At 58.5% G+C, this 23,383-nt stretch carries 22 protein-coding genes and 3 tRNA genes; 15 read left to right on the top strand and 10 right to left on the bottom strand.

From position 1 onward, the window contains the following. The first annotated feature begins 3 nt into the window (after positions 1–3). Together hypF and ABLV12_RS01925 are read left to right on the top strand one after the other, a co-directional pair. A complete protein-coding gene (gene hypF / locus ABLV12_RS01920) occupies positions 4–2,223 on the top strand; it encodes a carbamoyltransferase HypF (RefSeq protein ID WP_348866743.1) in 2,220 nt (739 codons plus the stop codon). An 11-nt stretch (positions 2,224–2,234) separates the two neighbouring features. Continuing rightward, complete coding sequence (locus tag ABLV12_RS01925) at positions 2,235–3,248, top strand: HoxN/HupN/NixA family nickel/cobalt transporter (protein ID WP_004104831.1); 1,014 nt, start codon at positions 2,235–2,237, stop codon at positions 3,246–3,248. Between the two features lie 230 nt (positions 3,249–3,478). On the opposite strand, the gene norW is transcribed toward ABLV12_RS01925, so the two are convergent. Both norW and norV read right to left on the bottom strand, forming a co-directional pair. After that, positions 3,479–4,612 carry an NADH:flavorubredoxin reductase NorW gene (norW, locus tag ABLV12_RS01930; protein WP_017145508.1) on the bottom strand — a complete coding sequence of 378 codons (1,134 nt, stop codon included), beginning with the start codon at positions 4,610–4,612 and terminating at the stop codon, positions 3,479–3,481. Then, positions 4,609–6,054 (bottom strand): anaerobic nitric oxide reductase flavorubredoxin, encoded by a 1,446-nt coding sequence (gene norV, locus ABLV12_RS01935; RefSeq protein WP_004114730.1) that lies wholly within the window; start codon positions 6,052–6,054, stop codon positions 4,609–4,611. Before norV ends, norW begins: the two co-directional genes overlap by 4 nt. A gap of 187 nt (positions 6,055–6,241) precedes the next feature. Here norV and norR point away from each other — a divergent pair, with 187 nt between their 5' ends. Continuing rightward, positions 6,242–7,786: a nitric oxide reductase transcriptional regulator NorR gene (norR, locus tag ABLV12_RS01940; RefSeq protein WP_023321493.1), complete on the top strand. Its 1,545-nt coding sequence runs from the start codon at positions 6,242–6,244 to the stop codon at positions 7,784–7,786. On the opposite strand, the gene gutQ is transcribed toward norR, so the two are convergent. The 7 genes from gutQ to srlA all read right to left on the bottom strand — a co-directional run bounded on the left by gutQ (position 7,749) and on the right by srlA (position 12,753). Next, a complete protein-coding gene (gene gutQ, locus ABLV12_RS01945; protein ID WP_004104827.1) occupies positions 7,749–8,714 on the bottom strand; it encodes an arabinose-5-phosphate isomerase GutQ in 966 nt (321 codons plus the stop codon). The two genes, norR and gutQ, sit on opposite strands and share 38 nt — an antisense overlap. Then, positions 8,707–9,480, bottom strand: coding sequence for a DNA-binding transcriptional repressor (locus tag ABLV12_RS01950; RefSeq protein WP_004104826.1), 774 nt, complete (start codon positions 9,478–9,480; stop codon positions 8,707–8,709). Before ABLV12_RS01950 ends, gutQ begins: the two co-directional genes overlap by 8 nt. Positions 9,481–9,548: 68 nt before the next feature. Then, a complete protein-coding gene (gene gutM, locus ABLV12_RS01955; RefSeq protein WP_049594151.1) occupies positions 9,549–9,908 on the bottom strand; it encodes a transcriptional regulator GutM in 360 nt (119 codons plus the stop codon). Positions 9,909–10,042: 134 nt separating this feature from the next. After that, positions 10,043–10,822 carry a sorbitol-6-phosphate dehydrogenase gene (srlD, locus tag ABLV12_RS01960; RefSeq protein WP_004104822.1) on the bottom strand — a complete coding sequence of 260 codons (780 nt, stop codon included), beginning with the start codon at positions 10,820–10,822 and terminating at the stop codon, positions 10,043–10,045. 17 nt (positions 10,823–10,839) lie between these two features. Beyond that, entirely contained in the window at positions 10,840–11,202 is a 363-nt protein-coding gene (gene srlB, locus ABLV12_RS01965; protein WP_023321492.1) for a PTS glucitol/sorbitol transporter subunit IIA, read from the bottom strand. A gap of 13 nt (positions 11,203–11,215) precedes the next feature. Further along, complete coding sequence (locus ABLV12_RS01970) at positions 11,216–12,193, bottom strand: PTS glucitol/sorbitol transporter subunit IIB (protein ID WP_064397939.1); 978 nt, start codon at positions 12,191–12,193, stop codon at positions 11,216–11,218. Then, positions 12,190–12,753 (bottom strand): PTS glucitol/sorbitol transporter subunit IIC, encoded by a 564-nt coding sequence (gene srlA, locus ABLV12_RS01975; RefSeq protein ID WP_004104818.1) that lies wholly within the window; start codon positions 12,751–12,753, stop codon positions 12,190–12,192. The genes ABLV12_RS01970 and srlA overlap by 4 nt, the downstream gene beginning before the upstream one ends. A gap of 262 nt (positions 12,754–13,015) precedes the next feature. On the opposite strand from srlA, the gene mltB reads away from it, so the two are divergent. The 4 genes from mltB (at position 13,016) to ABLV12_RS01995 (ending at position 16,753) form a co-directional block, all read left to right on the top strand. Next, entirely contained in the window at positions 13,016–14,092 is a 1,077-nt protein-coding gene (mltB, locus tag ABLV12_RS01980; RefSeq protein WP_004104816.1) for a lytic murein transglycosylase B, read from the top strand. Positions 14,093–14,295: 203 nt separating this feature from the next. Then, positions 14,296–15,006, top strand: coding sequence for an ATP-binding cassette domain-containing protein (locus ABLV12_RS01985; protein ID WP_348866744.1), 711 nt, complete (start codon positions 14,296–14,298; stop codon positions 15,004–15,006). After that, positions 15,003–15,866, top strand: a complete 864-nt coding sequence (locus ABLV12_RS01990) for a metal ABC transporter permease (protein ID WP_004104814.1) — start codon at positions 15,003–15,005, stop codon at positions 15,864–15,866. The genes ABLV12_RS01985 and ABLV12_RS01990 overlap by 4 nt, the downstream gene beginning before the upstream one ends. Positions 15,867–15,871: 5 nt before the next feature. Then, positions 15,872–16,753 (top strand): metal ABC transporter substrate-binding protein, encoded by an 882-nt coding sequence (locus ABLV12_RS01995; RefSeq protein ID WP_004104813.1) that lies wholly within the window; start codon positions 15,872–15,874, stop codon positions 16,751–16,753. 28 nt (positions 16,754–16,781) lie between these two features. Here the strand turns inward: ABLV12_RS01995 and ABLV12_RS02000 are convergent, their stop codons facing one another. After that, a complete protein-coding gene (locus ABLV12_RS02000) occupies positions 16,782–17,015 on the bottom strand; it encodes a hypothetical protein (protein ID WP_004114722.1) in 234 nt (77 codons plus the stop codon). 203 nt (positions 17,016–17,218) lie between these two features. On the opposite strand from ABLV12_RS02000, the gene pncC reads away from it, so the two are divergent. The 8 genes from pncC (at position 17,219) to ABLV12_RS02040 (ending at position 23,375) form a co-directional block, all read left to right on the top strand. After that, positions 17,219–17,716 (top strand): nicotinamide-nucleotide amidase, encoded by a 498-nt coding sequence (gene pncC, locus ABLV12_RS02005; RefSeq protein WP_348866745.1) that lies wholly within the window; start codon positions 17,219–17,221, stop codon positions 17,714–17,716. Between the two features lie 80 nt (positions 17,717–17,796). Then, positions 17,797–18,855: a recombinase RecA gene (recA, locus tag ABLV12_RS02010; RefSeq protein WP_004104808.1), complete on the top strand. Its 1,059-nt coding sequence runs from the start codon at positions 17,797–17,799 to the stop codon at positions 18,853–18,855. A gap of 70 nt (positions 18,856–18,925) precedes the next feature. Further along, complete coding sequence (gene recX, locus ABLV12_RS02015) at positions 18,926–19,426, top strand: recombination regulator RecX (protein ID WP_004114721.1); 501 nt, start codon at positions 18,926–18,928, stop codon at positions 19,424–19,426. A gap of 130 nt (positions 19,427–19,556) precedes the next feature. Further along, entirely contained in the window at positions 19,557–22,184 is a 2,628-nt protein-coding gene (alaS, locus tag ABLV12_RS02020; protein WP_004114720.1) for an alanine--tRNA ligase, read from the top strand. Between the two features lie 238 nt (positions 22,185–22,422). Next, complete coding sequence (csrA, locus tag ABLV12_RS02025; RefSeq protein WP_000906486.1) at positions 22,423–22,608, top strand: carbon storage regulator CsrA; 186 nt, start codon at positions 22,423–22,425, stop codon at positions 22,606–22,608. Between the two features lie 323 nt (positions 22,609–22,931). After that, a tRNA-Ser gene (locus tag ABLV12_RS02030) sits at positions 22,932–23,024 on the top strand. A 4-nt stretch (positions 23,025–23,028) separates the two neighbouring features. Beyond that, positions 23,029–23,105: transfer RNA gene (locus tag ABLV12_RS02035), tRNA-Arg, on the top strand. A gap of 193 nt (positions 23,106–23,298) precedes the next feature. After that, positions 23,299–23,375: transfer RNA gene (locus tag ABLV12_RS02040), tRNA-Arg, on the top strand. Positions 23,376–23,383: the final 8 nt, after the last annotated feature.

Raw genomic sequence — 23,383 nt, forward strand, 5'->3', positions numbered from 1 at the left:
GCAATGAACGGGGTGCAGATCCGCATTCGCGGTAAAGTGCAGGGGGTGGGATTCCGCCCCTTCGTCTGGCAGCTGGCGCAGCAGCTGGGGCTGCGCGGCGACGTGTGCAACGACGGCGACGGCGTGCTGGTGCGCCTTGTCGGCGGTGATGCGCCATTTCTCGCCGCGTTAACCCGGCGCTGCCCGCCCCTGGCGCGTATCGACAGCGCGGCAGCGGCGCCTTTTGTCTGGGACGCTGCGCCGCCAGGCTTTACCATTCGCCAAAGCGGGGCCGGAAGCATGCGCACGCAGATTGTGCCCGATGCCGCTACCTGCCCGGCATGCCTGGCGGAAATGAACAACCCGCAGGAGCGCCGCTACCGCTATCCGTTTATCAACTGCACCCACTGCGGGCCGCGCTTTACCATTATTCGCGCCATGCCCTACGACCGTCCACTGACCTCTATGTCGCCGTTTCCACTCTGCACCTCCTGTGCGGCGGAGTATGGCGACCCCGCCGATCGCCGTTTCCACGCGCAGCCGGTAGCCTGCGCCGAGTGCGGGCCACGGCTGGAGTGGCGCGGGCCGCAGGCGCATTCATTTGGCGAGGCGGCTCTTGAAGCGGCGACGGCTCGCCTGATGGCGGGCGATATAGTGGCGGTGAAAGGGCTGGGTGGTTTCCATCTGTTGTGCGATGCCGGAAATCCTGAGGCCGTCGCGAGGCTGCGGGCGCGCAAGCATCGCCCGGCGAAACCGCTGGCGGTGATGCTGGCGACAACGGCGGGGCTCGATGAACCGGCGGTGACGCTGCTCACGTCCCCCGCCGCACCGATCGTGCTGCTGGATAAAACGCAGGTGGCCGGGCTGTGCGACCAGATTGCGCCAGGGCTTGCGGAAGTAGGGGGGATGCTGCCGTCTAATCCACTGCAGCATTTACTTTCGCAGGCGCTGGCGCGCCCATTAGTGATGACCTCCGGCAACCTCAGCGGTCGCCCGCCGGCGTTAACCAACGCAGAGGCGCTGGCGGATTTAGCCGGGATTGCCGACGGTTTTCTGCTGCATAACCGCGAGATTGTGCAGCGGATGGATGATTCCGTAGTGCGGCAAAGCGGCGAGATGCTGCGTCGCGCCCGCGGCTACGTGCCGGACGCGCTGGCGCTGCCGCCGGGGTTTCACGATGCGCCGCCCCTGCTGGCCCTCGGCGCGGATATGAAAAATACGTTCTGCCTGCTGCGCGGCGACGAAGCGGTGCTCAGCCAGCATTTTGGCGATCTCGACGAGGAGGGCGTTGAGGCGCAGTGGCGGCAGGCGCTGCGCCTGATGCAGGAGATCTACGCTTTTACGCCGCAGCGGGTGGTTGCCGACGCCCATCCCGGCTACCGCGCTTCGCGGTGGGCGGCGTCGCTTATGCTGCCGGTGGAGCGGGTGTTGCATCATCATGCCCACGCTGCCGCGTGCCTGGCCGAGCATCGCTGGCCGCTGGAGGGCGGCGACGTGATTGCCCTGACGCTCGACGGCATCGGGATGGGGGAAAATGGCGAACTGTGGGGCGGCGAGTGCCTGCGGGTCAACTATCGCGAGTGTGAGCATCTTGGCGGTCTGCCGTCGGTGGCGCTGCCCGGCGGCGACCTCGCGGCGCGTCAGCCGTGGCGCAATCTGCTCGCCCACTGCCTGGCGTTTGTCCCTGAATGGCAGAATTATGCCGACACCGCCGCGCTGCGCCAGCAAAACTGGCCGCTGCTGGCGCGAGCAATCGAGCGTGGTATTAATGCGCCGCAGGCATCGTCGTGCGGCCGTCTGTTTGACGCCGTCGCCTGCGCGCTGGGCTGTGCGCCGCTAGCCCTGAGCTATGAGGGGGAGGCGGCATGCCGTTTGGAAGCGCTGGCGGCGACCTGCGAAGGCGTGGATCATCCGGTGACCCTGCCGTGGCGCGAAGGTAAACTGGACCTGGCGACGTTCTGGCGGCAGTGGCTGAGCTGGCAGGCGGGCCTGGCGCAAAAAGCGTGGGCCTTTCATGATGCGCTGGCCCGCGGGCTGGCGGCGATGATGCGCGATTGCGCGAACGCGCGGAACATTCACACGCTGGCCTTCGGCGGCGGGGTGCTGCACAACCGGCTGCTGACGGCGCGATTGACCTTTTATCTGGCCGATTTTACTCTGCTTTTTCCGCAGCAGCTGCCCGCAGGAGATGGTGCGATTGCCCTCGGCCAGGCGATCGTCGCTGCGGCCCGCCTGCAGGCTTAAAGGATACCCATATGATAGTGACGATTTTGCGTCAGCAGCCGCGCGCAGCGGCGCTGGTGCTGGCATTAATTGCCGCCAATTTGCTGGCCTGGGGCTGGGCGTTTGCGGCGTTCGGCGGCAGCGGCGCGCTGATGGCCGCCAGCCTGCTGGCCTGGGGATATGGTCTGCGCCACGCGGTGGACGCCGACCATATCGCGGCGATCGACAACGTGACCCGCAAAATGATGCAGCAGGGGAAGCGGCCTTTTGCCGTTGGCGCGTGGTTTTCTCTGGGACACTCGTCGATTGTGGTGCTGGCTTCGGCGGCGATTGCCGCGACCGCCACCGCGTTTGGCCAGCAGATGAGCTGGTTTCACGAGACCGGCAGCGTTATCGGCACCGCCGTATCGGCGCTATTCCTGCTGGTGATGGCTCTTATCAACCTGGTCATTTTGCGCAGCGTCTGGCGCAGCTTTCAGGCGTGGAAGCAAGGCGAAAAGGTGAGCGATGAGATTATGACCGGCGGCGGTATGATGAGCTGGCTGTTCGCGAAAACATTCCGCCTGATTAGCCGCAGCTGGCAGATGTATCTGGTGGGCTTTCTGTTTGGCCTCGGCTTTGATACGGCGACGGAGGTCGGCGTGCTGGGGATCTCCGCCGCCAGCGCGTCGAGCGGGGTGTCGATTTGGTCGATTATGGTTTTTCCGGCGCTGTTCGCCAGCGGAATGGCGCTGGTGGATACGCTTGATAACGTGCTGATGGTCGGCGCCTACGGCTGGGCGTTCAGCAAGCCGCAGCGCAAGCTCTATTACAATATGACTATTACCGGCACCTCGGTGGTGGTGGCGCTATTTATCGGCGGCCTGGAGGCGCTGGGGCTGTTGATGGATAAGTTCTCTCTGAGCGGCGGCGTCTGGCGCTGGGTCGGCGCATTGAACGACCATCTCGGCGACGCCGGTTTTGCAGTGGTCGGGCTGTTCGTGGCCTGCTGGGTGCTGTCGGTGCTCAACTACCGCTGGCGCGGGTACGATAACCTGGCGCGGTAGGTTGGGCTTTCCCCGGCTTGCGCTGCGCTTAGCCGGGCTACAGGTTAACAGCCGTCTGCTGGCGGTAGCCCGGACAGATGCGCAAGCATCGCCTCCGGGAAATTATGCCACTCTGCGCGCAGCTCCCGGGGGCGGCGCAAGGCGCCTGCCCGGGCTACTGCCGTCTGAGATCCGGTAGCCCGGGTAAGGCGTTTACGCCGCGACCCGGGAATAACCTCATTTCATCGAGGTTAACTCACCAACTGCCTGAGCAGGGCAAAAGCATCTTTCATGCGATCTTCGCTAACCACAAACGCGCGCAGCCGGTTTTCGGCGTCAACGCCTTTCGCGACCAGGCCATCTTTGGCTGCAACGATATTCCACGTCAGATCCTCACGCCGGGTATCGCCCGCCAGATGCAGCGGTAAATCCGGCGTTTTGACCTTCACCAGCATCGGCGGCAGCTTGAGCTCGCCCTGCTGGGCCAACAGGTTTTTACCCAGACACATGGCGCTTAGTAGAATCGGCTGCAGAAAAGGCAGGACCATGCCGTTGATTTCCGCGCAATCACCAAGGGCGTAAATCGCCGGATGGCTGGTTTGCAGCTGGCTGTTCACCACCACGCCACGGTGCGTCTTCAACCCCGCATGCCGCGCCAGCGCCGTTTCCGGGCGCAAACCGGCGGCGGCCACTACCGCATCCACCATCACCGTACGCTGGCGGTCGAGGGTGACGCGAATCCCGTCAGTGCTCTGCTCCAGGCTTTCCAACTGAGTCTTCAGCATCAGATGCACGCCCATGTCGGTCAGACGATGCTGCAGTCGACTGCTGGCTTCCGGCGGCATCAGCGCCGACAGCACGCTGGCGGAGTTATCCACGACCGTCACCGCTTTGCCAGCGCGGCAGAAATCCATCGCCAGCTCGCAGCCAATCAGACCGCCGCCAACGATCAGCACCCTTTTTGCATCGCGCAGTTGGCTTTGCGCCGCGCCGTATTCTCGCTGGCTATTCAGCGTCAGCATCAGCTCGCGGCCCGGCACCGGTGGGATAAACGGCGTCGCGCCGGTGGCCAGTACCAGTTTGTCATAGCGCCATTCGCGGTCCTGGCTCTTCACCCGCTGATTATCAGCGTCGATATCGCTGACCCAGGTATGCGGAAACAGGCGCAGATTGTACTGCTCGGCAAACTCACCCGCCGTTTGCAGGGTCAGGTCGTCGGCGTTCTGCCCGCGGCTGACCACATGGCTGAGATCCGGTTTGTTGTACTCATCCATGCTGTCGGCGGCGATCAGGGTCAGCGGGATGTTCGGGTCCTGCTTGCGAATATTTTTCACCAGTTGACGGGCCGCGAAGCCCGAGCCGATGATGACGATGCCATCACTCATTTTGCCTCCGATGCCAGTACGTCAAATACATCTTTACCCAGAGAACATTCAGGACAGAGGAAGTTATCCGGGACTTCGCTCCACGGCGTACCCGGCTGGACGTCCTGGTTCGGTTCGCCCTGTTCGGGGTCGTAAATCCACTGGCAAACGCTGCACTGCATTTTCGGGCCGAGATCGGCTGCCGCTGGCGCTGCGCAGGGCGTTACCTCAGTCGCGGCGTGTTTGGCCTGGCTCGCCGGCAGCGGGGAGAGGGCCCACTGGCGGGCGATTTCGCGACCGTGTTCACGGCACAGCTCCAGCGCGTCGAGATCCGGACGCCATTTGGCCTTCAGGCTCAGGGACATTTCAAAGCCCGCATCCTGTAAACGCGTGGACAGGCGATCAACCGCGCCGCCGCTCCAGCCGTGGGAACCGAAGGCGCTGGCGTGCTTATTGCGAAAACGCAGGCCGGTCATCTCCTCCACCAGCCCGGCGATTTTCGGCATCATCACGTTATTCATGGTTGAGGTGCCGACCAGCACGCCTTTCGAGCGGAACACGTTGGTCAGAATGTCGTTTTTATCGCTGCGGGCGACGTTGAAGATTTTCACCGCCACGCGCGGATCCACGTCGGTAATGCCCTGAGCGATCGCATCGGCCATCATGCGGGTATTGTTGGACATGGTGTCGTAGAAAATCGTGATGCGGTCTTCCTGATAATCCGCCGCCCACTCGAGATATTTTTCGACAATCTGCGTCGGATTATCGCGCCAGACCACGCCGTGGGAGGTGGCAATCATATCTACCGGCAGGTTAAAGCCGAGGATTTCGGTAATTTTCGGCGTCACCAGACGGCTGAACGGGGTCAGAATGTTGGCGTAGTAGCGCTGGCACTGCTCATAAAGCTCAACCTGGTCAACTTCATCATTAAACAGATGTTCATCGCAGTAGTGCTGGCCGAAGGCGTCGTTGCTGAACAGCACCGCGTCGCCGGTCATGTAGGTCATCATGCTATCCGGCCAGTGCAGCATCGGGGTTTCGACGAAAATCAGCTGCTTGCCGTTGCCGATATCCAGGCTGTCGCCGGTTTTCACCACGTTGAAATTCCACTCCGGGTGATGATGGTGTCCGGTGATGGAGTCGATGGCGTTGGCGGTGCAGTAAATCGGCGTGTCCGGAATTTGCGTCATCAGTTCGGTGAGCGCGCCGGCATGGTCCTCTTCCGCGTGGTTGATAATGATGTAATCGATATCGGCGAGATCGATTTCGCCGCGCAGATTTTGCACGAATTCACGGCTGAATTTATGATCGACGGTATCGATCAGCACATTTTTTTCTTCCCGGATAAGATAGCTGTTGTAGCTGCTGCCGCGCAGCGTTTTGTATTCCGTCCCGTGGAAGTCACGCACTTCCCAGTCGCGTTGACCAACCCAATGAATGTTATTTTTAACCAGAATAGACATAGCAACCTCAATTAATTCAGCATTGTTCAAATAGGATGTTTTGCTTATATCAAGTTGCGTGCCAACTTTTTAATTTATTGAATTTAATGGTTTTTATATTTTTATTAAAATTCATTGATGTCAAAATGACAATGGTTAAAATAGTCGATATGACTATGTTAAATGTCAAAATGACTATGAGGCGAACATGAGTTTCTCCGTCGAGGCCCTGGCGAAAATCGCCATTGATTTACAAAGTGATCTCGGCCATGCCGACCGTTTCTCGCGTTTGATTACCACCCTGCGGCAGATACTCGGCTGCGATGCCTCGGCGCTGCTGCGCTATGAGGCGCACCAGTTTGTGCCGCTGGCGATTGATGGCCTGGCCCAAGACGTGCTTGGCCGACGCTTTGCCCTTGAAGGCCACCCGCGGCTGGAGGCGATTGCCCGGGCGGGGGACGTGGTGCGGTTCCCGGCGGACAGCGATTTGCCGGACCCTTACGACGGGCTGATCCCCGGTCAGGAGAGCCTGAAGGTGCACGCCTGCGTCGGCCTGCCGCTGTTTGCCGGGCAAACTCTGATCGGCGCGCTCACCCTCGACGGGATGGATGCGGACCGTTTTGACAGCTTTAGCGACGAGGAGCTGCGCCTGATAGCCGCTCTGGTCGCCGGGGCGCTCAATAACGCGCTGCTGATCGCCAGGCTGGAGAATCAAAACGTGCTGCCGGAACAGGCTATCGTGTATCCGGTATCCGAACGTCAGGAGATCATTGGCCTGTCGGCGCCGATGCTGCAGTTGAAGAAGGAGATCGACATCGTCGCGGCCTCTGACTTAAACGTGCTGATTAGCGGCGAGACCGGCACCGGCAAAGAGCTGGTGGCGAAAGCGGTGCATCAGGGGTCGCCGAGGGCGGCCAATCCGCTGGTCTATCTCAACTGCGCGGCCCTGCCGGAGAGCGTGGCGGAGAGCGAACTGTTTGGCCACGTCAAAGGGGCATTTACCGGGGCGATCAGCAACCGCAGCGGTAAGTTTGAAATGGCAGATAACGGAACGCTATTTCTCGATGAAATTGGCGAGCTTTCGCTGGCGCTCCAGGCCAAGCTGCTACGGGTACTGCAGTATGGCGATATTCAGCGCGTCGGCGACGACCGCAGCCTGCGGGTCGATGTGCGGGTGCTGGCGGCCACTAACCGCGATCTGCGTCAGGAGGTCGTGGAGGGGCGTTTTCGCGCCGATTTGTATCATCGGCTGAGCGTGTTTCCGCTGTCGGTTCCGGCGCTGCGCGAGCGGGACAATGACGTGGTGCTGCTGGCCGGTTATTTTTGCGAACAGTGTCGTGTGCGCATGGGGCTGGCGCAGGTGATTTTAAGCGAGGCGACGCGCGGCAGGCTGCTTGCGTGGTCATGGCCGGGCAACGTGCGCGAGCTGGAGCACGCGATTCATCGGGCGGTGGTGCTGGCGCGGGCGACGCAGGCGGGTAATGAAGTGGTGCTGGAGCCGCAGCATTTCCAGTTTGCCGAGGAAACGCCGGCCTTGCCGACCGTTACCCCGCAGCCGTCGGTGGGAGCAGTAAGCCTGCGCGAGGCGACAGAGGCGTTTCAGCGCGAAGCGATCGCCAGAGCGCTGGCGGATAACCGTCGAAACTGGGCCGCAGCCGCCCGCGCGCTGGAGCTCGACGTCGCCAACCTGCACCGGCTGGCGAAACGTCTGGGGCTTAAAGGATCCCGGCCTGATAAAAGTTCTGCAGGTTAATCGCGCCGACCAGCTGGCCGTTTTCATCCACTACCGGAGCGGCGCTGATTTTGTGCTTCATCAGGCGCTCCTTGGCTTCTATCGCGCGGCTTTCCGCTTGCAGAGTGACGCCGTTGCGGGTCATTGCCTGGCTGACGATATCCTGTAAGCTGCCGCCGCCCACCAGCCAGCGGCGCAGGTCGCCATCGGTAAAGACGCCCTGCACGTGATTGCGTTCATCGCAAACCGCCACCAGCCCCAGGCCGGTGCGGCTGAGTTCGAGCATCGCGTCCATGACGCTGGTGTCGTTAGCGACGCGCGGCACGTCGCCATCGCGGCGCATCAGATGATGGACTTTGTTCAGCAGTCGCGCGCCCAGCGCGCCCGCCGGGTGCGAACGGGCGAAATCTTCTTCGTTAAAGCCGCGGGCCTGCATGACCGCCATGGCCAGCGCGTCGCCGAGCATCAGGGTATTGACGGTGCTGGAGGTGGGCGCGAGGTGCATCGGGCAGGCTTCGCGCTCTACGGCGATATCGAGCACCGCTTTGGCCGCCAGCGCCAGCGGTGAAGTGGATTTACCGGTCATCGCCAGCAGCGGAATGGATTTTTCTTCCAGGCGCGGAACGATAAGATCCAGCTCTTTGGCGCTGCCGGAGTAAGAGATAAACAGCATCACGTCGCGGCTGTCGAGCATTCCGAGGTCGCCGTGCAGCGCTTCCGCCGGGTGAACAAAAAATGCCGGGGTGCCGGTGCTGGCGAAGGTGGCGGCCAGCTTTTTACCAATATGACCCGATTTACCGATACCGGAGACGACCAGTTTGCCCTCGCAGTGGATGATGGTTTCCGCCGCGCGGATGAAGTCGTCGCCCAGGCGTTCAGGCAGGCGGCTCGCCTCCTGAAGCTCCAGCATCAGGGTCTGGCGTCCGGCTTCTAACAGAAAGTTACTCATGATGTTCTCCAGTAATAATGACTTCGATGCCTTTGTCTTCCAGCGCCCGCTTAAATTCCGGGCTGATATCGGCATCGGTAATCAGTTTGTCCACGCTCTCCAGGCCGCAGACGATATTGGGACTTTTGCGGCCAAACTTCGACGAGTCGGCCATCAGGATAACTTCGCGGGCGGCATTGCACATCGCTTTGCTGACCGTATAAACCTCATTAAAGGTGGTGACGCCGGCGATTAAATCAATGCCGTCGGTGCCCATAAACAGTCGATCGAAGCTGAAGTGTTCGAAGGCGTTTTCCGCCAACTGGCCGTGAAAGGAGGCCGATTTTTTGCGAAACGTGCCGCCCGGCATCAGGATGGTTTGTTCGTTATCCAGTTCAGAGAGGGCGTTGACGATATGCAGGCTGTTGGTCATCACGGTAATGTTATTGAAGCGGCTGAGCATCGGTACCATTTGCAGCACCGTACTGCCGGCGTCAAGAATGATCGAGTCGCCATCGTGAATGAAGCTGACGGCGGCTTCGGCAATCCGCTCTTTTTTATGGGTGTTAATCAGCGTTTTGTGGTCGATGGGCGGATCGGCCTCGTCTTTATTTAACACCACGCCGCCGTAAGTACGGATAACGGTACCGGCATTCTCAAGGATCACCAGATCCTTACGGATGGTGGTACCGGTGGTGTCGAAGTGTTGCGCCAGCTCTTCGACCGAGCATTTGCCCTGCGATTGCAGGTGCTCGAGAATGGCTGCCTGGCGCTGACGTGGTTTCATAAGCGTTGTATCCTGCGTTTAAAGTTTCGAAATGATAATTTCGCAAGATATTAACGTTCACAACGAAATTATCCATGTTTCGGATTAAGCGCTAATGATAGTGCATTCTGACAAAGCGGATCATTGGGAAAGATCACATCAGGCTGCAATTCCTCAAGATGTTTACCGGTCAGGACGGGGATTTTTTGCGGCCTGGCGAAGACGGTGAGGCCTTTCATTAGCAGCGTATCGCAAATGCGGTCGTTTTCGTCGACGGCGATGGCGACGACGGCGCGCGGCTTGAACCGCCCCGAGGAACGGCCGACGCCGACGCGTCCCTGCTGGCACAGCCGATCGAATGCGCGATTGAACTGCCTGATTTGCCAGCCGCCAAAGGCGAGCTGGGTTATCCAGGCGATGGCGGCGACGGTGATAAGTGCGGTAACCATAAAGTCTCCTTAAGGCGTGTGCGATATTTCCCCGGAGGCGGCGCGTTGCGCCTGTCCGGGCTACCAGACAGCCGCATAATCGGTAGCCCGGACAGATGCGCAGCATCGCCTCCGGGGAAACAGTGCGCAACGTTTTAAAACATCACCTGCCCGCCGGTGACGTTGATGGACTGCCCGGTACAGTATGAAGCCTGCGGGCTGGCGTAAAACATCAGCACGTTAAGTACATCCTGGTAATCGCAGCCGCGCTTTAGCGGGACTTTATCGATGTAATACTGCTCGACCTGCTCTTCGGGGATCCCCAGCTTGGTGGCGTACTGCGGCAGCAGAGACTGGAACATCGGCGACTTCAGCAGGTTGCCCAGCATCAGAGAATGCACGGTAATCCCATACTCCGCGAGGTCCAGCGCCAGCGACTGCGTCAGCCCCACGCCGCCGAACTTCGCCGCGCTATAGCCGGAGTTATGCTTGCTGCCCACTTTGCCGGATTTAGAGTTAATCTGGATGATGCGACCTTTAATGCCGTCGCGGATCATCAGGCGGGAAAACTCGCGGGCGCAGAGGAAGTAGCCCACCAGATTCACCTGCAGCGAACGGTCGAAATCCCCCAGCGCGAAGTCGCTGATAAACGCCGCTTTAGCGATCCCGGCGCTATAGACCAGCAGATCGACGCGGGAAAATATTTCATCCACTCCGCGAGCAAGGGCGACCACGCTGGCTTCGCTGGTGGCGTCCGCGCCGAAGCCCCACGCAGTGCCTTCTCCATACTCCGCGTTGATGGCCTGGGCGACGCGGGTCGCTTTATCGCTCTGAATATCGACTACCGCCACGCGATAGCCTTCTGCGGCAAGCCCGCGGCACAAAAACTCTCCTAAGGTTTGTCCCCCACCGATGACAACAGCAACCTGATTCATAATTTTCTCCTTACAACTTAAGCAACAAATTTCAGTACGCAGCCGGTGGCGATGCCTTCCGGCACCGGGCCCGCCACGTGTACGGTCCCGGGGAATTCCGCTTCGCGGTGCCCGTCAAAGCGCAGCGTGATATGGCCCAGCTCGCGCAGGTTCTGTTCGGCAACGTCGCCGACGGCGGTGACCGGGTAGCGCAGCTCGCCAAGCAGCAGTTCCGCGCCCGGCGCCAGCGCGCCGGACAGCTCACCGTGGTTGTGAATAAAGCAGTACTCTTCGATATCGGCCGGGGCGCCTTCGCGGAAGGTGATCAGCATTTGCTCCTCCAGCGCCATCGTCGCGCTGGCGCCGATATGGGTAATCGTGGTCTGGTAAATCACGGTCATCTTCAGGCACCTCTTATTGATAAATAAATCCGGAAACGAACCAGGCGATCAGCACCGTTGGCGCGCCGGTCAGGAAGCGGCTCACCAGAACCGACGGTACGCCAACGCGCACCGTATCCTGGCGAGCTTCCGCCAGCGACAGGCCAACCGGGATAAAGTCGCAGGCGGCCTGGGCGTTGATGGCGAACAGCGCGGGCAGGGCGAGATGCGGCGGAATATTGCCGAGGCCAATCTGCACGCCAATCAGCACGCCGATAACCTGGGCGATGACCGCGCCGGGGCCGAGAAACGGCGACAGCAGCGGGAAAGAGCAGATCAGCGCCAGGGTGACGAGGCCCAGCGGATGGCTGGCGAGCGGCGCCAGGCCATGGGCTACCCAATCGCCGATGCCGGAGGCCATGATGATGCCGATCAGCGCCGCGACGAAGGCCATAAACGGCAGAATGGTTTTCAACACCGTATCGATGGTGTCGCGCCCGGCCTGGAACAGCACCGCCACGACGGAACCCATCCCCATGCCGACTTTGGCCAGCAGGCCGTCGCTCTGCTCGGTGATTTTCTTGCTGGTGTCATAGTCGCGGACCGCCGGCTGGGCTGGCGCGGCCTGCGGGGCCGGGGAGGGGCCATCTTCCAGGGCGAAAATGTTCTCTTCTTTGACGCCGGAAACGTAAATATCTTCGACGATATACTGCGCCAGCGGACCCGATTTGCCGGTCGCGTGAATATTAATGGTCGGGATGCGGCGCTTCGGGTAGATACCGCAGCGCAGGGTGCCGCCGCAGTCGATAATCGCCACGCCGATTTCCGCTTCCGGCGGCTCGCCCTCTTTAAAACCATCGACCGCCTGCCAGCCGGTGAGGCGGGCAATTTTATCGACGATCGCCGGACGGGTGCCCGCGGTGATATAGACAATTTTTTTACCGGCAACGGCGTCCAGTTCGAGCGGTCCGCCCCAGCCGCCGGTGCCTTTTTCAATGCGAATACGGGTCATGATGTCGCTCCTGACAGGTGGACTTTCTGCTCAAGCTGGATGGCCATTTTTTTCTCAAAAATCGACGTGGTCAGATCGGTTACCCAGCCGCGGAAGAAGTTCGTCACCAGACCCACCAGCAAATAGCTCACCGCCAGCGGCCCTAACGGCAGGCCGAGGGTGGTCAGCCCGTTGGCGATCCCCAGATAGACGAACAGTTCGCCGGGGTTGATATGCGGAAACAGGCCGTTCATTGAGTGGCAGCTGTAGGAGGCCGCCGCGTAGTAGCTCGGTTTGTATTTCTCGGGCATAAAGCGCCCAAGGCTCAGGGTCATCGGGTTACAGAAAACGAAGGTGCCGATGCAGGGCAGCAGCAGGTAGCGCGAGATCGGATTACCGGCGCAGCGCTGCGCCAGCTTTTCGATCCGCTGCTGACCGATAAAGTTGATCAGCGCATTCATGATCACCAGCAGGCTGATCAGCAAAGGCAGGATCCCGGTGACCATTCCGGTGAATACCTCGCCTCCCTTCTGAAACAGGCCGATAAACCACTCGGCGCCGTGGGTAACGACTTCAATCATTGTTCTCTCCTTCAGCGTGTTATTTTTCTTGCTAACTGGCGGCTAATTTTAATCATTTTAAAAGGTTTAAAAGTGTTAAACTGATCGCAAAATGAAAGATAAATATTTTATTTTGAAAGTTTATAGCTGAAGTGAAAGAAAGATCCGGCGAGGCATAAGCAAAAACGGCAAGAAAAAAGAATTTACATCGTCGCCGCTTCCTTGTGAGCGGGCGCATGCTTTACCATAATTATCCCTTGCCGATTTGTTGAATGGATGTCCCATGTTGAAGCGTCGTTATCTGGCTTTACTCCCTCTTTGCGTTCTACTCGCTGCCTGCAGCAGCAAACCTCAAACCCCCGCGGAAAAGGAAATGGCGGGCGGCACGGGCGGTTTTTTACTTGAGCCGCAGCATAACGTGATGCAGATGAGCGGTGATTTCGCGAATAACCCGGCGGCGGAGCAGTTCATCGACAAGATGGTGAGCAAGCACGGCTTTGACCGACAGCAGCTGCATGAGATCCTCTCGCAGGCTAAACGTCTGGACTATGTTCTGCGTCTGATGGACCGCCAGGCGCCGACCGGGCTGCCGCCGTCAGGGCCAAACGGCGCCTGGCTGCGCTATAAAAAACAGTTTATTACCCCGGATAACGTGCAGAACGGCGTGGCGTTCTGGAACCAGTATCAGGATGCGCTCAACCGCGCGTACCAGGTTTACGGCGTGCCGCCGGAAATTATCGTCGGGATTATTGGCGTTGAGACCCGCTGGGGCAGGGTGATGGGTAAAACCCGTATCCTCGATGCGCTGGCGACGCTGTCGTTTAACTATCCGCGCCGCGCCGAATACTTCTCCGGCGAGCTGGAAACGTTCCTGCTGATGGCGCGCAGCGAACAGGATGACCCGCTCGATCTGAAAGGCTCCTTCGCCGGGGCAATGGGCTATGGTCAGTTTATGCCCTCTTCTTATAAGCAGTATGCCGTGGACTTTAACGGCGACGGGCATATCAATCTGTGGGATCCGGTCGATGCCATCGGCAGCGTGGCGAATTACTTCAAGCAGCACGGTTGGGTGAGCGGCGATCTGGTCGCGGTACAGGCGCTGGGCCAGGCGCCTGGCCTGAACAATGGGTTTAAAACTAAATACAGCGTCTCGCAGCTGGCGGCGGCAGGATTAACCCCGACCCAGCCGCTGGGTAACCATCAGCAGGCGAGCCTGCTGCGTCTGGATGTCGGTACCGGCTATCAGTACTGGTACGGCCTGCCGAACTTCTACACTATCACCCGCTATAACCACAGCACCCATTACGCGATGGCCGTCTGGCAGCTGGGCCTGGCGGTTTCTCAGGCCCGGATGCAGTAATCCCGCCTTCTGCGCTCCTCTCCGTCCGGAGAGGAGTCTGTAACATTTTGCAGCATTTCCTTTTGTTGACGCCAATTTACAATCTACGCTTCTTTTAATATTGTTATGTTATAACGTTTTATTGAGGCGTAAACATTGACTTCCTTATTGATGACTTCAGGCATCGCCCGGCTGACGATGGCCTGCGTAGTGCTGGCCGCGCTGTGGCTGGCAACCTGGTGGGCGGTATCCCTGCCATGATTAAGCTCGATCACCTGGTGGCTGGCTATGAAGGGCTGGCGATCACGCCGTCCCTTAGCGGTACGATTGCAACGGGGAGTATGACGGCGATTGTCGGCCTTAATGGCTGTGGGAAGTCGACGCTGCTCAAGACGCTGGCCGGCTTTATTCCACCGGTTAGCGGCCGTCTGAACTGGCGCGGTGAACGACCCGTTATCGGCTGGCTGGCGCAGCGTCATGCCCTGGAGTCGCAGTTTCCGTTGACGGTGCAGGATGTGGTCAGCCAGGGGGCCTGGCCCCGGGTATCGCTATTGCGCGGGCTCAGGGGAGAGGGGCGTCAGCGTATCGTCGCATCCTTAGAGCGGGTGGGACTGTTAACGATGGCGAAAACGCCGATTGAGGCGCTCTCCGGCGGCCAGTTTCAGCGCATGCTCTTCGCAAGGGTCATGGTGCAACGCGCGCCGCTGGTAATGCTTGACGAACCGTTTACCGGCATCGACGAAGCGACCTGTCGTGAGCTGATGGCGCTGATCCTCGAAATGCACCAGCAGGGACAGACGATTCTGGCGGTGCTGCACGATAACCAACGGGTCGCCGACTATTTCCCGGAAACGCTGCTGCTAACGTCGCAGCACGCCCGCTGTGGCTGTACGCCTGATGTACTGCCCGCCTTTCACTCCGCGAGGCTGGCATGATCTGGCACACCTTTATTCAACCCTTTATCGAGTTTGGCTTTATGCGCCGCGCGCTGGTGGTGTGCCTGGCGCTCTCCCTGAGCACTACGATGCTCGGCGTTTTCTTACTTTTACGTCGCATGAGCCTGATGGGCGATGCGCTCTCGCATGCGATTTTGCCCGGCGTGGCGGCGGGCTACCTGCTTAACGGGATGTCGCTGCTGGCGATGACCGTCGGTGGTTTTATTGCCGGCATTGCGGTGGCGCTGGTGGCGGGATGGGTCAGCCGACGCACGCCTTTAAAAGAGGATGCCAGCTTCGCCGGGTTTTATCTCGGCTCCCTGGCGCTGGGCGTTACGCTGGTCTCGCTGCGCGGTTCTAACGTCGACCTGCTGCATCTGCTGTTTGGCTCGATTCTGGCGGTAGACCGCGATTCGGCGCTGTTTGTCTCCGCCGTTGCCAGCCTGACCCTGATTTGCATCGCGTTGTTTTATCGCGGCCTGGTCAGTGAAGCCTTCGATAGCGTCTGGCTTCAGGTGAACTCGCGAAGATTGCCGGCGCTGCTCCACGGCCTGTTTCTCGCCCTGCTGGTGCTCAACCTGGTGGCCGGGTTTCAGGTTCTCGGCACGCTGATGGCGGTAGGCGTCATGATGCTGCCTGCCGTCGCGGCGCGCTGCTGGGCGCGAACGCTGCCGGGCATTCTGCTGCTGGCGGCGTCGATCGGTAGTTTTTGTGCGTGGATGGGGCTGAGCCTGTCGTGGGCGGCGAATTTGCCTGCCGGACCCGCGATCGTGCTGACCGCCAGCGGCATCTTTTTTGTATCGGTATTTTTTGGCACGCGCAGCCGGCTGGTTGTCGGCTGGCGTAAATTAATGGGGTAAGGAAAATGAAGCAACGTACCGGGATATGGCTGGCGCTGGCGCTGGGGCTCGCATCGCACGGGGTGATGGCGAAAACGCTGAATGTCGTGAGTAGTTTTTCCGTTTTAGGCGATATGGTGCAGCAGATTGGCGGCGAACACGTGCATGTCAACACGCTGGTGGGGCCGGATGGCGATCCGCATACCTTTGAGCCTTCGCCGAAAGATAGCGCGCTGCTGAGTAAAGCGGATGTCGTGGTGGTCAACGGTCTGGGGCTGGAAGGCTGGCTGGACCGCTTAATTAAGGCATCCGGTTTCAAAGGTGAGCTGGTGGTTGCTTCCCGCGGAGTCAAAACTCACACGCTTGAAGAAGATGGCGCAACGGTAACCGATCCGCATGCGTGGAACAGCGCCGCCAACGGCGCCCTGTATGCGCAGAATATCCTTAACGGCCTGGTAAAAGCGGACCCGGATGATAAGGCTGCGCTGGAGATTTCCGGTCAGCGCTATATCAGCCAGCTCAACGATATCGATCGCTGGGCAAAAAGCCAGTTCAGCGCCATTGCGCTGGAGAAACGCAAAGTGCTCACCAGCCATGACGCTTTCGGCTATTTTGGCCGCGCCTATGGTGTGACCTTCCTCGCGCCGCAGGGATTATCGTCGGAGAGTGAAGCCAGCGCGGCGCAGGTAGCGGCTTTAATTCAACAAATTAAAGCCGACGGCGTGCATACCTGGTTTATGGAAAACCAGCTCGACCCAAGGCTGGTCAAGCAGATCGCCAGCGCAACGGGCGCGCAGCCGGGCGGTGAACTCTATCCTGAAGCGCTCTCTAAACCCGGCGGCGTGGCGGACAGTTATGTGAAAATGCTGCGTCACAACGTCGAGCTGATTGCGGCCAGTATGCAATAGTTTCTGCCGGCCCGCAGGGGGCCGGTTTTTATCCGGGCTGCCCGTTAAGTATCTGCTTGATTCTTTTGCTTAAAGTAAATCCATAGATCACGCAGCCGACGCCCAATAAGAGCTGCACGCCTTCACACAGGGGATTGAAGGAGCGGGTGAAAATATGCAGAAGCGCGGTGAACAGTGAAAATAAGCCGCATAAGAACAGGCAAAGGCGCACCTGACGGATTTTTTGCAGACTCTGCTCTGCGGTAAAGGGGGCTTTGGCCATTCCAGATAACCTCGAATTTAACTCTTCCTTTAATGTGCGGTGAATTGTGACACCGGTGACATCAGGCTGCTATCCGAAAGTGCTGCGACAGCGTGGGCGATGATTTTCGCAAGCCTCCTCGTAAATTCGCCACCCCGTCCCCATATCTTCGCTGGAAGTGCTATCTTTGATGGCCTGTTTATAGAGCTTACGTGGGGCGACGAATGACAGATTCGGAATTAATGCAGCTGAGCGAGCAGGTGGGGCAGGCGCTGAAAGCGCGCGGCGCGACGGTGACCTCGGCGGAGTCCTGTACTGGCGGCTGGGTCGCCAAAACCCTGACCGATATTGCCGGCAGCTCGGCGTGGTTTGAGCGCGGTTTTGTGACTTACAGTAATGAAGCCAAGTCGCAGATGATTGGCGTCAGCGAAGCGACGCTGCTTGACCATGGCGCGGTGAGCGAACCGGTGGTCGTGGAGATGGCGATTGGCGCCCTGCGCGCGGCTCGCGCGGACTACGCGATTTCGGTCAGCGGCATTGCCGGGCCGGATGGCGGCAGCGCGGAAAAGCCGGTGGGCACCGTCTGGTTTGGCGTGGCGAGCGCCAGCGGACAGGGCGTAACCCAGCGCGAATGCTTTGCCGGAGACCGGGAGGCGGTGCGCCGCCAGGCCACGGCCTATGCGCTAAATCTCCTCTGGCAACAATTTCTACAAAATACTTGATACTGTATGACTATACAGTATAATTGCTTCAACAGAACAGAATTGACTACCCGGTTACACCCGGCATGAGAGGAGTAATAATGGCTATCGACGAAAACAAACAGAAAGCGTTGGCGGCAGCACTGGGCCAGATCGAAAAACAATTCGGTAAAGGCTCCATCATGCGCCTGGGTGAAGACCGCTCCATGGATGTGGAAACAATCTCCACCGGCTCGCTTTCCCTGGATATCGCCCTGGGCGCAGGCGGCCTGCCGATGGGCCGTATCGTCGAGATTTACGGGCCTGAATCTTCCGGTAAAACCACGCTGACGCTGCAGGTTATCGCCGCCGCGCAGCGTGAAGGTAAAACCTGTGCGTTTATCGATGCGGAACACGCGCTGGATCCGGTTTATGCTCGCAAGCTGGGCGTCGATATCGACAACCTGCTGTGCTCCCAGCCGGACACCGGCGAGCAGGCTCTGGAAATCTGTGACGCGCTGGCGCGTTCCGGTGCGGTAGACGTTATCGTCGTCGACTCCGTTGCGGCGCTGACGCCGAAAGCGGAAATCGAAGGTGAAATCGGCGACTCTCACATGGGCCTCGCGGCGCGTATGATGAGCCAGGCGATGCGTAAACTGGCGGGTAACCTGAAGCAGTCCAACACGCTGCTGATCTTTATCAACCAGATTCGTATGAAAATTGGCGTCATGTTCGGTAACCCGGAAACCACTACCGGTGGTAACGCGCTGAAATTCTACGCCTCCGTGCGTCTGGATATCCGCCGTATCGGTGCGGTGAAAGAGGGTGACAACGTTGTCGGCAGCGAAACCCGCGTTAAAGTGGTGAAAAACAAAATTGCCGCGCCGTTTAAACAGGCCGAATTCCAGATTCTCTACGGCGAAGGTATCAACTTCTTCGGTGAGCTGGTCGATCTCGGCGTGAAAGAGAAGCTGATTGAGAAAGCGGGCGCCTGGTACAGCTACAACGGCGATAAAATTGGTCAGGGTAAAGCGAACGCGATCTCCTGGCTGAAAGAGAACCCGGCTGCAGCAAAAGAGATCGAGAAGAAAGTTCGTGAACTGCTGCTGAGCAATCAGGACTCCACGCCGGACTTCGCGGTTGATGGCAACAGCGAAGCAGAAACCGAACAAGATTTCTGATATCGTCTGAACAGACTAACAAGGGGCCGCTTATGCGGCCCTTTTGCTTTTTTGATTAGCGAGGTTGCCCGTGACTGAAACTTCATCCCGCCGCTCTGACTATGCCCGTCTGCTGGATCGCGCGATTCGCATTCTGGCAATGCGCGACCATAGCGAACAGGAGCTCAGGCGCAAACTGGCTGCGCCGGTGATGAGCAAGAACGGCCCTGAAGCGCTAAACGTGACGCCGGAAGAGGTCGATAACGTTGTCGAATGGTGTATTGAGAACCGCTATCTGGACGACGATCGCTTTGTCGCCCAGTTTATTGCCAGCCGCAGCCGCAAGGGATACGGCCCGGCGCGCGTCCGCCAGGAGCTAAAGCAGAAAGGGATTTCCCGCGAGACGATAGAGTCAGCCATGCGTGACTGCGAAATCGACTGGGCACAGCTTGCTAAAGAGCAGGCGCAGAGAAAATATGGCGAACCCTTGCCCACCGTATTTGCAGAAAAAGTCAAAATTCAGCGCTTTTTGCTCTACCGCGGCTATCTGATGGAAGATATCCAGGAAATCTGGCGAAATTTTGCAGATTGACCCATCCGGGATTTTACTTCCCCGTAAAGAAAACTTATCTTATTCCCACTTTATTTTCGTGAGTAGCCTGCCGGTCGATACTGGGTAGTGGCTGCCAGCGACATTTCGTTAGCTTGATTTCAGGATAATTATGAGCAAGAGCACCGCTGAGATCCGTCAGGCGTTTCTCGACTTTTTCCATAGTAAAGGACATCAGGTAGTTGCGAGCAGCTCCCTGGTGCCGCATAACGACCCGACCCTGCTGTTTACCAACGCCGGGATGAACCAGTTCAAGGATGTTTTCCTTGGTCTCGACAAACGTAATTATTCGCGCGCAACCACCGCGCAGCGTTGCGTTCGTGCGGGTGGTAAGCACAACGATCTGGAAAACGTCGGTTACACCGCGCGTCACCACACCTTCTTTGAAATGCTGGGTAACTTCAGCTTCGGCGACTACTTCAAACAGGACGCTATCAAATACGCATGGGAACTGCTGACCGGTGAGAACTGGTTCGCCCTGCCGAAAGAAAAACTGTGGGTGACCGTCTACGAAACCGATGACGAGGCGTTCGACATCTGGGCAAATGAAGTTGGCGTACCGCGCGAGCGTATTATTCGCATCGGCGACAATAAAGGCGCGCCTTTTGCTTCCGATAACTTCTGGCAGATGGGCGACACCGGGCCGTGCGGTCCATGCACCGAAATCTTCTTCGACCATGGCGACCATATCTGGGGCGGCCCTCCGGGAACGCCGGAAGAAGACGGCGATCGCTATATTGAGATCTGGAATATCGTCTTTATGCAGTTCAACCGTCAGGCTGACGGGACAATGGAGCCGCTGCCTAAGCCGTCCGTGGATACCGGTATGGGCCTCGAACGTATTGCCGCCGTACTGCAGCACGTTAACTCCAACTACGATATCGATCTGTTCCGCGATCTGATTAAGAGCGTGGCTGACGTCACCGGCGCGACCGATCTCTCTAACAAGTCCCTGCGCGTTATCGCTGACCACATTCGTTCCTGCGCTTTCCTGATTGCTGATGGCGTTATCCCGTCGAATGAAAACCGCGGCTACGTGCTGCGCCGCATCATTCGTCGCGCAATCCGTCATGGCAACATGCTGGGTGCGAAGGAGACCTTCTTCTGGAAACTGGTCGCCCCGCTGATTGACGTGATGGGCTCCGCCGGCGAAGAGCTGAAACAGCAGCAGGCTCAGGTTGAGCAGGTGCTGAAAACCGAAGAAGAGCAGTTTGCCCGTACTCTCGAGCGCGGACTGGCGCTGCTGGATGAAGAACTGGCTAAACTACAGGGCGACACGCTGGACGGCGAAACCGCTTTCCGCCTGTACGATACCTACGGTTTCCCGGTTGACCTGACCGCCGACGTTTGCCGCGAACGCAACATCAAGGTTGACGAAGCCGGCTTTGAAGCCGCAATGGAAGAGCAGCGCCGTCGCGCGCGCGAATCCAGCGGTTTTGGCGCGGACTACAACGCGATGATCCGCGTTGACGGCGCCTCTGAGTTTAAAGGCTATGACAGCCTGGAACTGAACGGCAAAGTGACTGCCCTGTTTATCGATGGTAAAGCGGTAAATGCGGTGAACGCCGGTCAGGAAGCCGTAGTGATCCTCGACCAGACGCCGTTCTACGCTGAATCCGGCGGCCAGGTGGGGGATAAAGGCGAGCTGAAGGGCGCCGGTTTCTCCTTCCAGGTCAGCGATACACAGAAATACGGTCAGGCAATTGGTCATATTGGTAAACTGAATGGCGGTTCGCTGAAGGTCGGCGACGCCGTACAGGCAGATGTGGATCAGGCTCGCCGCCAGCGTATCCGTCTGAACCACTCCGCGACGCACCTGATGCACGCGGCGCTGCGTCAGGTTCTCGGTACGCACGTTGCGCAGAAAGGCTCCCTGGTCAACGACAAAGCGCTGCGCTTCGACTTCTCGCATTTTGAGGCGATGAAGCCGGAAGAGATCCGCGCGGTTGAAGATCTGGTGAACGCGCAAATCCGTCGCAACCTGCCAATCGAAACCAATATCATGGATATTGACGCTGCTCGTGAATCAGGCGCAATGGCGCTGTTTGGCGAGAAGTATGACGATCGCGTTCGCGTGCTGCGAATGGGCGATTTTTCCACCGAGCTGTGCGGCGGAACTCACGCCTCGCGTACCGGTGATATTGGCCTGTTCCGCATCACCTCTGAGTCTGGCACCGCCGCAGGCGTGCGCCGTATCGAAGCGGTCACCGGCGAAGGCGCGATGGCGCTGCTGCATGCGCAAAGCGATCTGCTGGGCGATATTGCGCAGCTGCTGAAAGGGGATACCCACAGCCTCGGCGAGAAGGTACGCGCCGCGCTGGAGCGTAGCCGTCAGCTGGAAAAAGAGCTGCAGCAGCTGAAAGAGCAGGCTGCCGCGCAGGAGAGCGCAAACCTCTCCAGCAAAGCCGAAGAGATTAACGGCGTTAAGCTGCTGGTCAGCGAGCTGGCCGGCGTTGAGCCGAAAATGCTGCGTACTATGGTTGACGATCTGAAAAATCAGTTGGGTTCAACGGTTGTTGTATTAGCTACGGTCGCAGAAGGTAAGGTTTCTCTGATTGCGGGTGTGTCTAAGGATGTGACAGACCGCGTGAAAGCAGGGGAACTGGTTGGTATGGTCGCCCAGCAGGTGGGCGGTAAAGGGGGCGGTCGTCCGGATATGGCGCAGGCCGGCGGTACCGATGCGTCTGCTCTCCCTGCTGCGTTGGCCAGTGTGAAAGGCTGGGTAAGCGCAAAACTGTAATAACTATAATCGCATAGATGCTGTGGTTCTCGGACTACAGCATCTTGCGCGAGAAGCACTGATAACGATAAAGTCGGGTTGAAGTTGTGTATATCGGCTAAACTTAGGTTTAACAGAATGTGATGCCGTGACTGCTTACACCGTAGGGTGTTTGTCATCGCTTACTTTTTGGCGTTATATGATGGATAATGCCGGGATACGAGAGACCCGACTCTTTTAATCTTTCAAGGAGCAAAGAATGCTGATTCTGACTCGTCGAGTTGGTGAGACCCTCATGATTGGAGATGAGGTCACTGTGACAGTTTTAGGGGTGAAGGGTAACCAGGTTCGTATTGGCGTAAATGCCCCTAAAGAAGTCTCTGTGCATCGTGAAGAGATCTACCAGCGTATCCAGGCTGAAAAATCCCAGCAGTCCAGTTACTAAGGTTTTCGCGCCTCGCTGTTTGGTGAGGCGCATCCCTCCCAGGTTCGTTTTTTCCACTTTTCTTCTCCGACAGCCTCTCTTTTTTGTCGTTTACGCGGATTCCGCTCCCGTTATCTTTTGCGTTAGCAGCAGCAAAATCAGCAATTTCTTGTTGATAAAATACTCTTTTTGCCGTTTTCACAGGCTAATTGCGCGGGAAGTGTGCAAACGAAAAAAAGGTCTCGAAAAAAGGTTTGACTTATAAGTACCAGAAAGTAATATGTGCGCCATCGCAGCGACGAAGAGCAGAAACAAGTTCTTCGAAGCACTCGTAAGAGGCGTGTGGTGAGGTGGCCGAGAGGCTGAAGGCGCTCCCCTGCTAAGGGAGTATGCGGTCAAAAGCTGCATCCGGGGTTCGAATCCCCGCCTCACCGCCATTTTGCATCCGTAGCTCAGCTGGATAGAGTACTCGGCTACGAACCGAGCGGTCGGAGGTTCGAATCCTCCCGGATGCACCATATTCTCCATACCTTCAGCAACGAAGGTGTGGATGAGGTGGCGGTATTAGCCGCAAGCACCAGGGGGATAACGTTGCTTTAGCAACAGCCCGAAGGGCGAGCCGCAAGGCAAGTCATCCTCCCGGATGCACCATCTTACTTGATACAGCTTTAGCAGCAGTATCAAAATCTGCAGTAAAGTAAGTTTCCCGATGCATCCGTAGCTCAGCTGGATAGAGTACTCGGCTACGAACCGAGCGGTCGGAGGTTCGAATCCTCCCGGATGCACCATATTCTCC

Source organism: Klebsiella sp. CN_Kp100, from assembly GCF_040065315.1.
In the GTDB taxonomy this organism is placed as follows: Bacteria; Pseudomonadota; Gammaproteobacteria; order Enterobacterales; family Enterobacteriaceae; genus Klebsiella; species Klebsiella oxytoca.

What these genes read in the sequence shown, in the direction of transcription:
- hypF (WP_348866743.1), top strand. Translation starts at nt 4, where the DNA reads ATGAACGGGGTGCAGATCCGCATTCGCGGTAAAGTGCAGGGGGTGGGA.
- ABLV12_RS01925 (WP_004104831.1), top strand. Translation starts at nt 2,235, where the DNA reads ATGATAGTGACGATTTTGCGTCAGCAGCCGCGCGCAGCGGCGCTGGTG.
- norW (WP_017145508.1), bottom strand. Translation starts at nt 4,612, where the DNA reads ATGAGTGATGGCATCGTCATCATCGGCTCGGGCTTCGCGGCCCGTCAA.
- norV (WP_004114730.1), bottom strand. Translation starts at nt 6,054, where the DNA reads ATGTCTATTCTGGTTAAAAATAACATTCATTGGGTTGGTCAACGCGAC.
- norR (WP_023321493.1), top strand. Translation starts at nt 6,242, where the DNA reads ATGAGTTTCTCCGTCGAGGCCCTGGCGAAAATCGCCATTGATTTACAA.
- gutQ (WP_004104827.1), bottom strand. Translation starts at nt 8,714, where the DNA reads ATGAGTAACTTTCTGTTAGAAGCCGGACGCCAGACCCTGATGCTGGAG.
- ABLV12_RS01950 (WP_004104826.1), bottom strand. Translation starts at nt 9,480, where the DNA reads ATGAAACCACGTCAGCGCCAGGCAGCCATTCTCGAGCACCTGCAATCG.
- gutM (WP_049594151.1), bottom strand. Translation starts at nt 9,908, where the DNA reads ATGGTTACCGCACTTATCACCGTCGCCGCCATCGCCTGGATAACCCAG.
- srlD (WP_004104822.1), bottom strand. Translation starts at nt 10,822, where the DNA reads ATGAATCAGGTTGCTGTTGTCATCGGTGGGGGACAAACCTTAGGAGAG.
- srlB (WP_023321492.1), bottom strand. Translation starts at nt 11,202, where the DNA reads ATGACCGTGATTTACCAGACCACGATTACCCATATCGGCGCCAGCGCG.
- ABLV12_RS01970 (WP_064397939.1), bottom strand. Translation starts at nt 12,193, where the DNA reads ATGACCCGTATTCGCATTGAAAAAGGCACCGGCGGCTGGGGCGGACCG.
- srlA (WP_004104818.1), bottom strand. Translation starts at nt 12,753, where the DNA reads ATGATTGAAGTCGTTACCCACGGCGCCGAGTGGTTTATCGGCCTGTTT.
- mltB (WP_004104816.1), top strand. Translation starts at nt 13,016, where the DNA reads ATGTTGAAGCGTCGTTATCTGGCTTTACTCCCTCTTTGCGTTCTACTC.
- ABLV12_RS01990 (WP_004104814.1), top strand. Translation starts at nt 15,003, where the DNA reads ATGATCTGGCACACCTTTATTCAACCCTTTATCGAGTTTGGCTTTATG.
- ABLV12_RS01995 (WP_004104813.1), top strand. Translation starts at nt 15,872, where the DNA reads ATGAAGCAACGTACCGGGATATGGCTGGCGCTGGCGCTGGGGCTCGCA.
- ABLV12_RS02000 (WP_004114722.1), bottom strand. Translation starts at nt 17,015, where the DNA reads ATGGCCAAAGCCCCCTTTACCGCAGAGCAGAGTCTGCAAAAAATCCGT.
- pncC (WP_348866745.1), top strand. Translation starts at nt 17,219, where the DNA reads ATGACAGATTCGGAATTAATGCAGCTGAGCGAGCAGGTGGGGCAGGCG.
- recA (WP_004104808.1), top strand. Translation starts at nt 17,797, where the DNA reads ATGGCTATCGACGAAAACAAACAGAAAGCGTTGGCGGCAGCACTGGGC.
- alaS (WP_004114720.1), top strand. Translation starts at nt 19,557, where the DNA reads ATGAGCAAGAGCACCGCTGAGATCCGTCAGGCGTTTCTCGACTTTTTC.
- csrA (WP_000906486.1), top strand. Translation starts at nt 22,423, where the DNA reads ATGCTGATTCTGACTCGTCGAGTTGGTGAGACCCTCATGATTGGAGAT.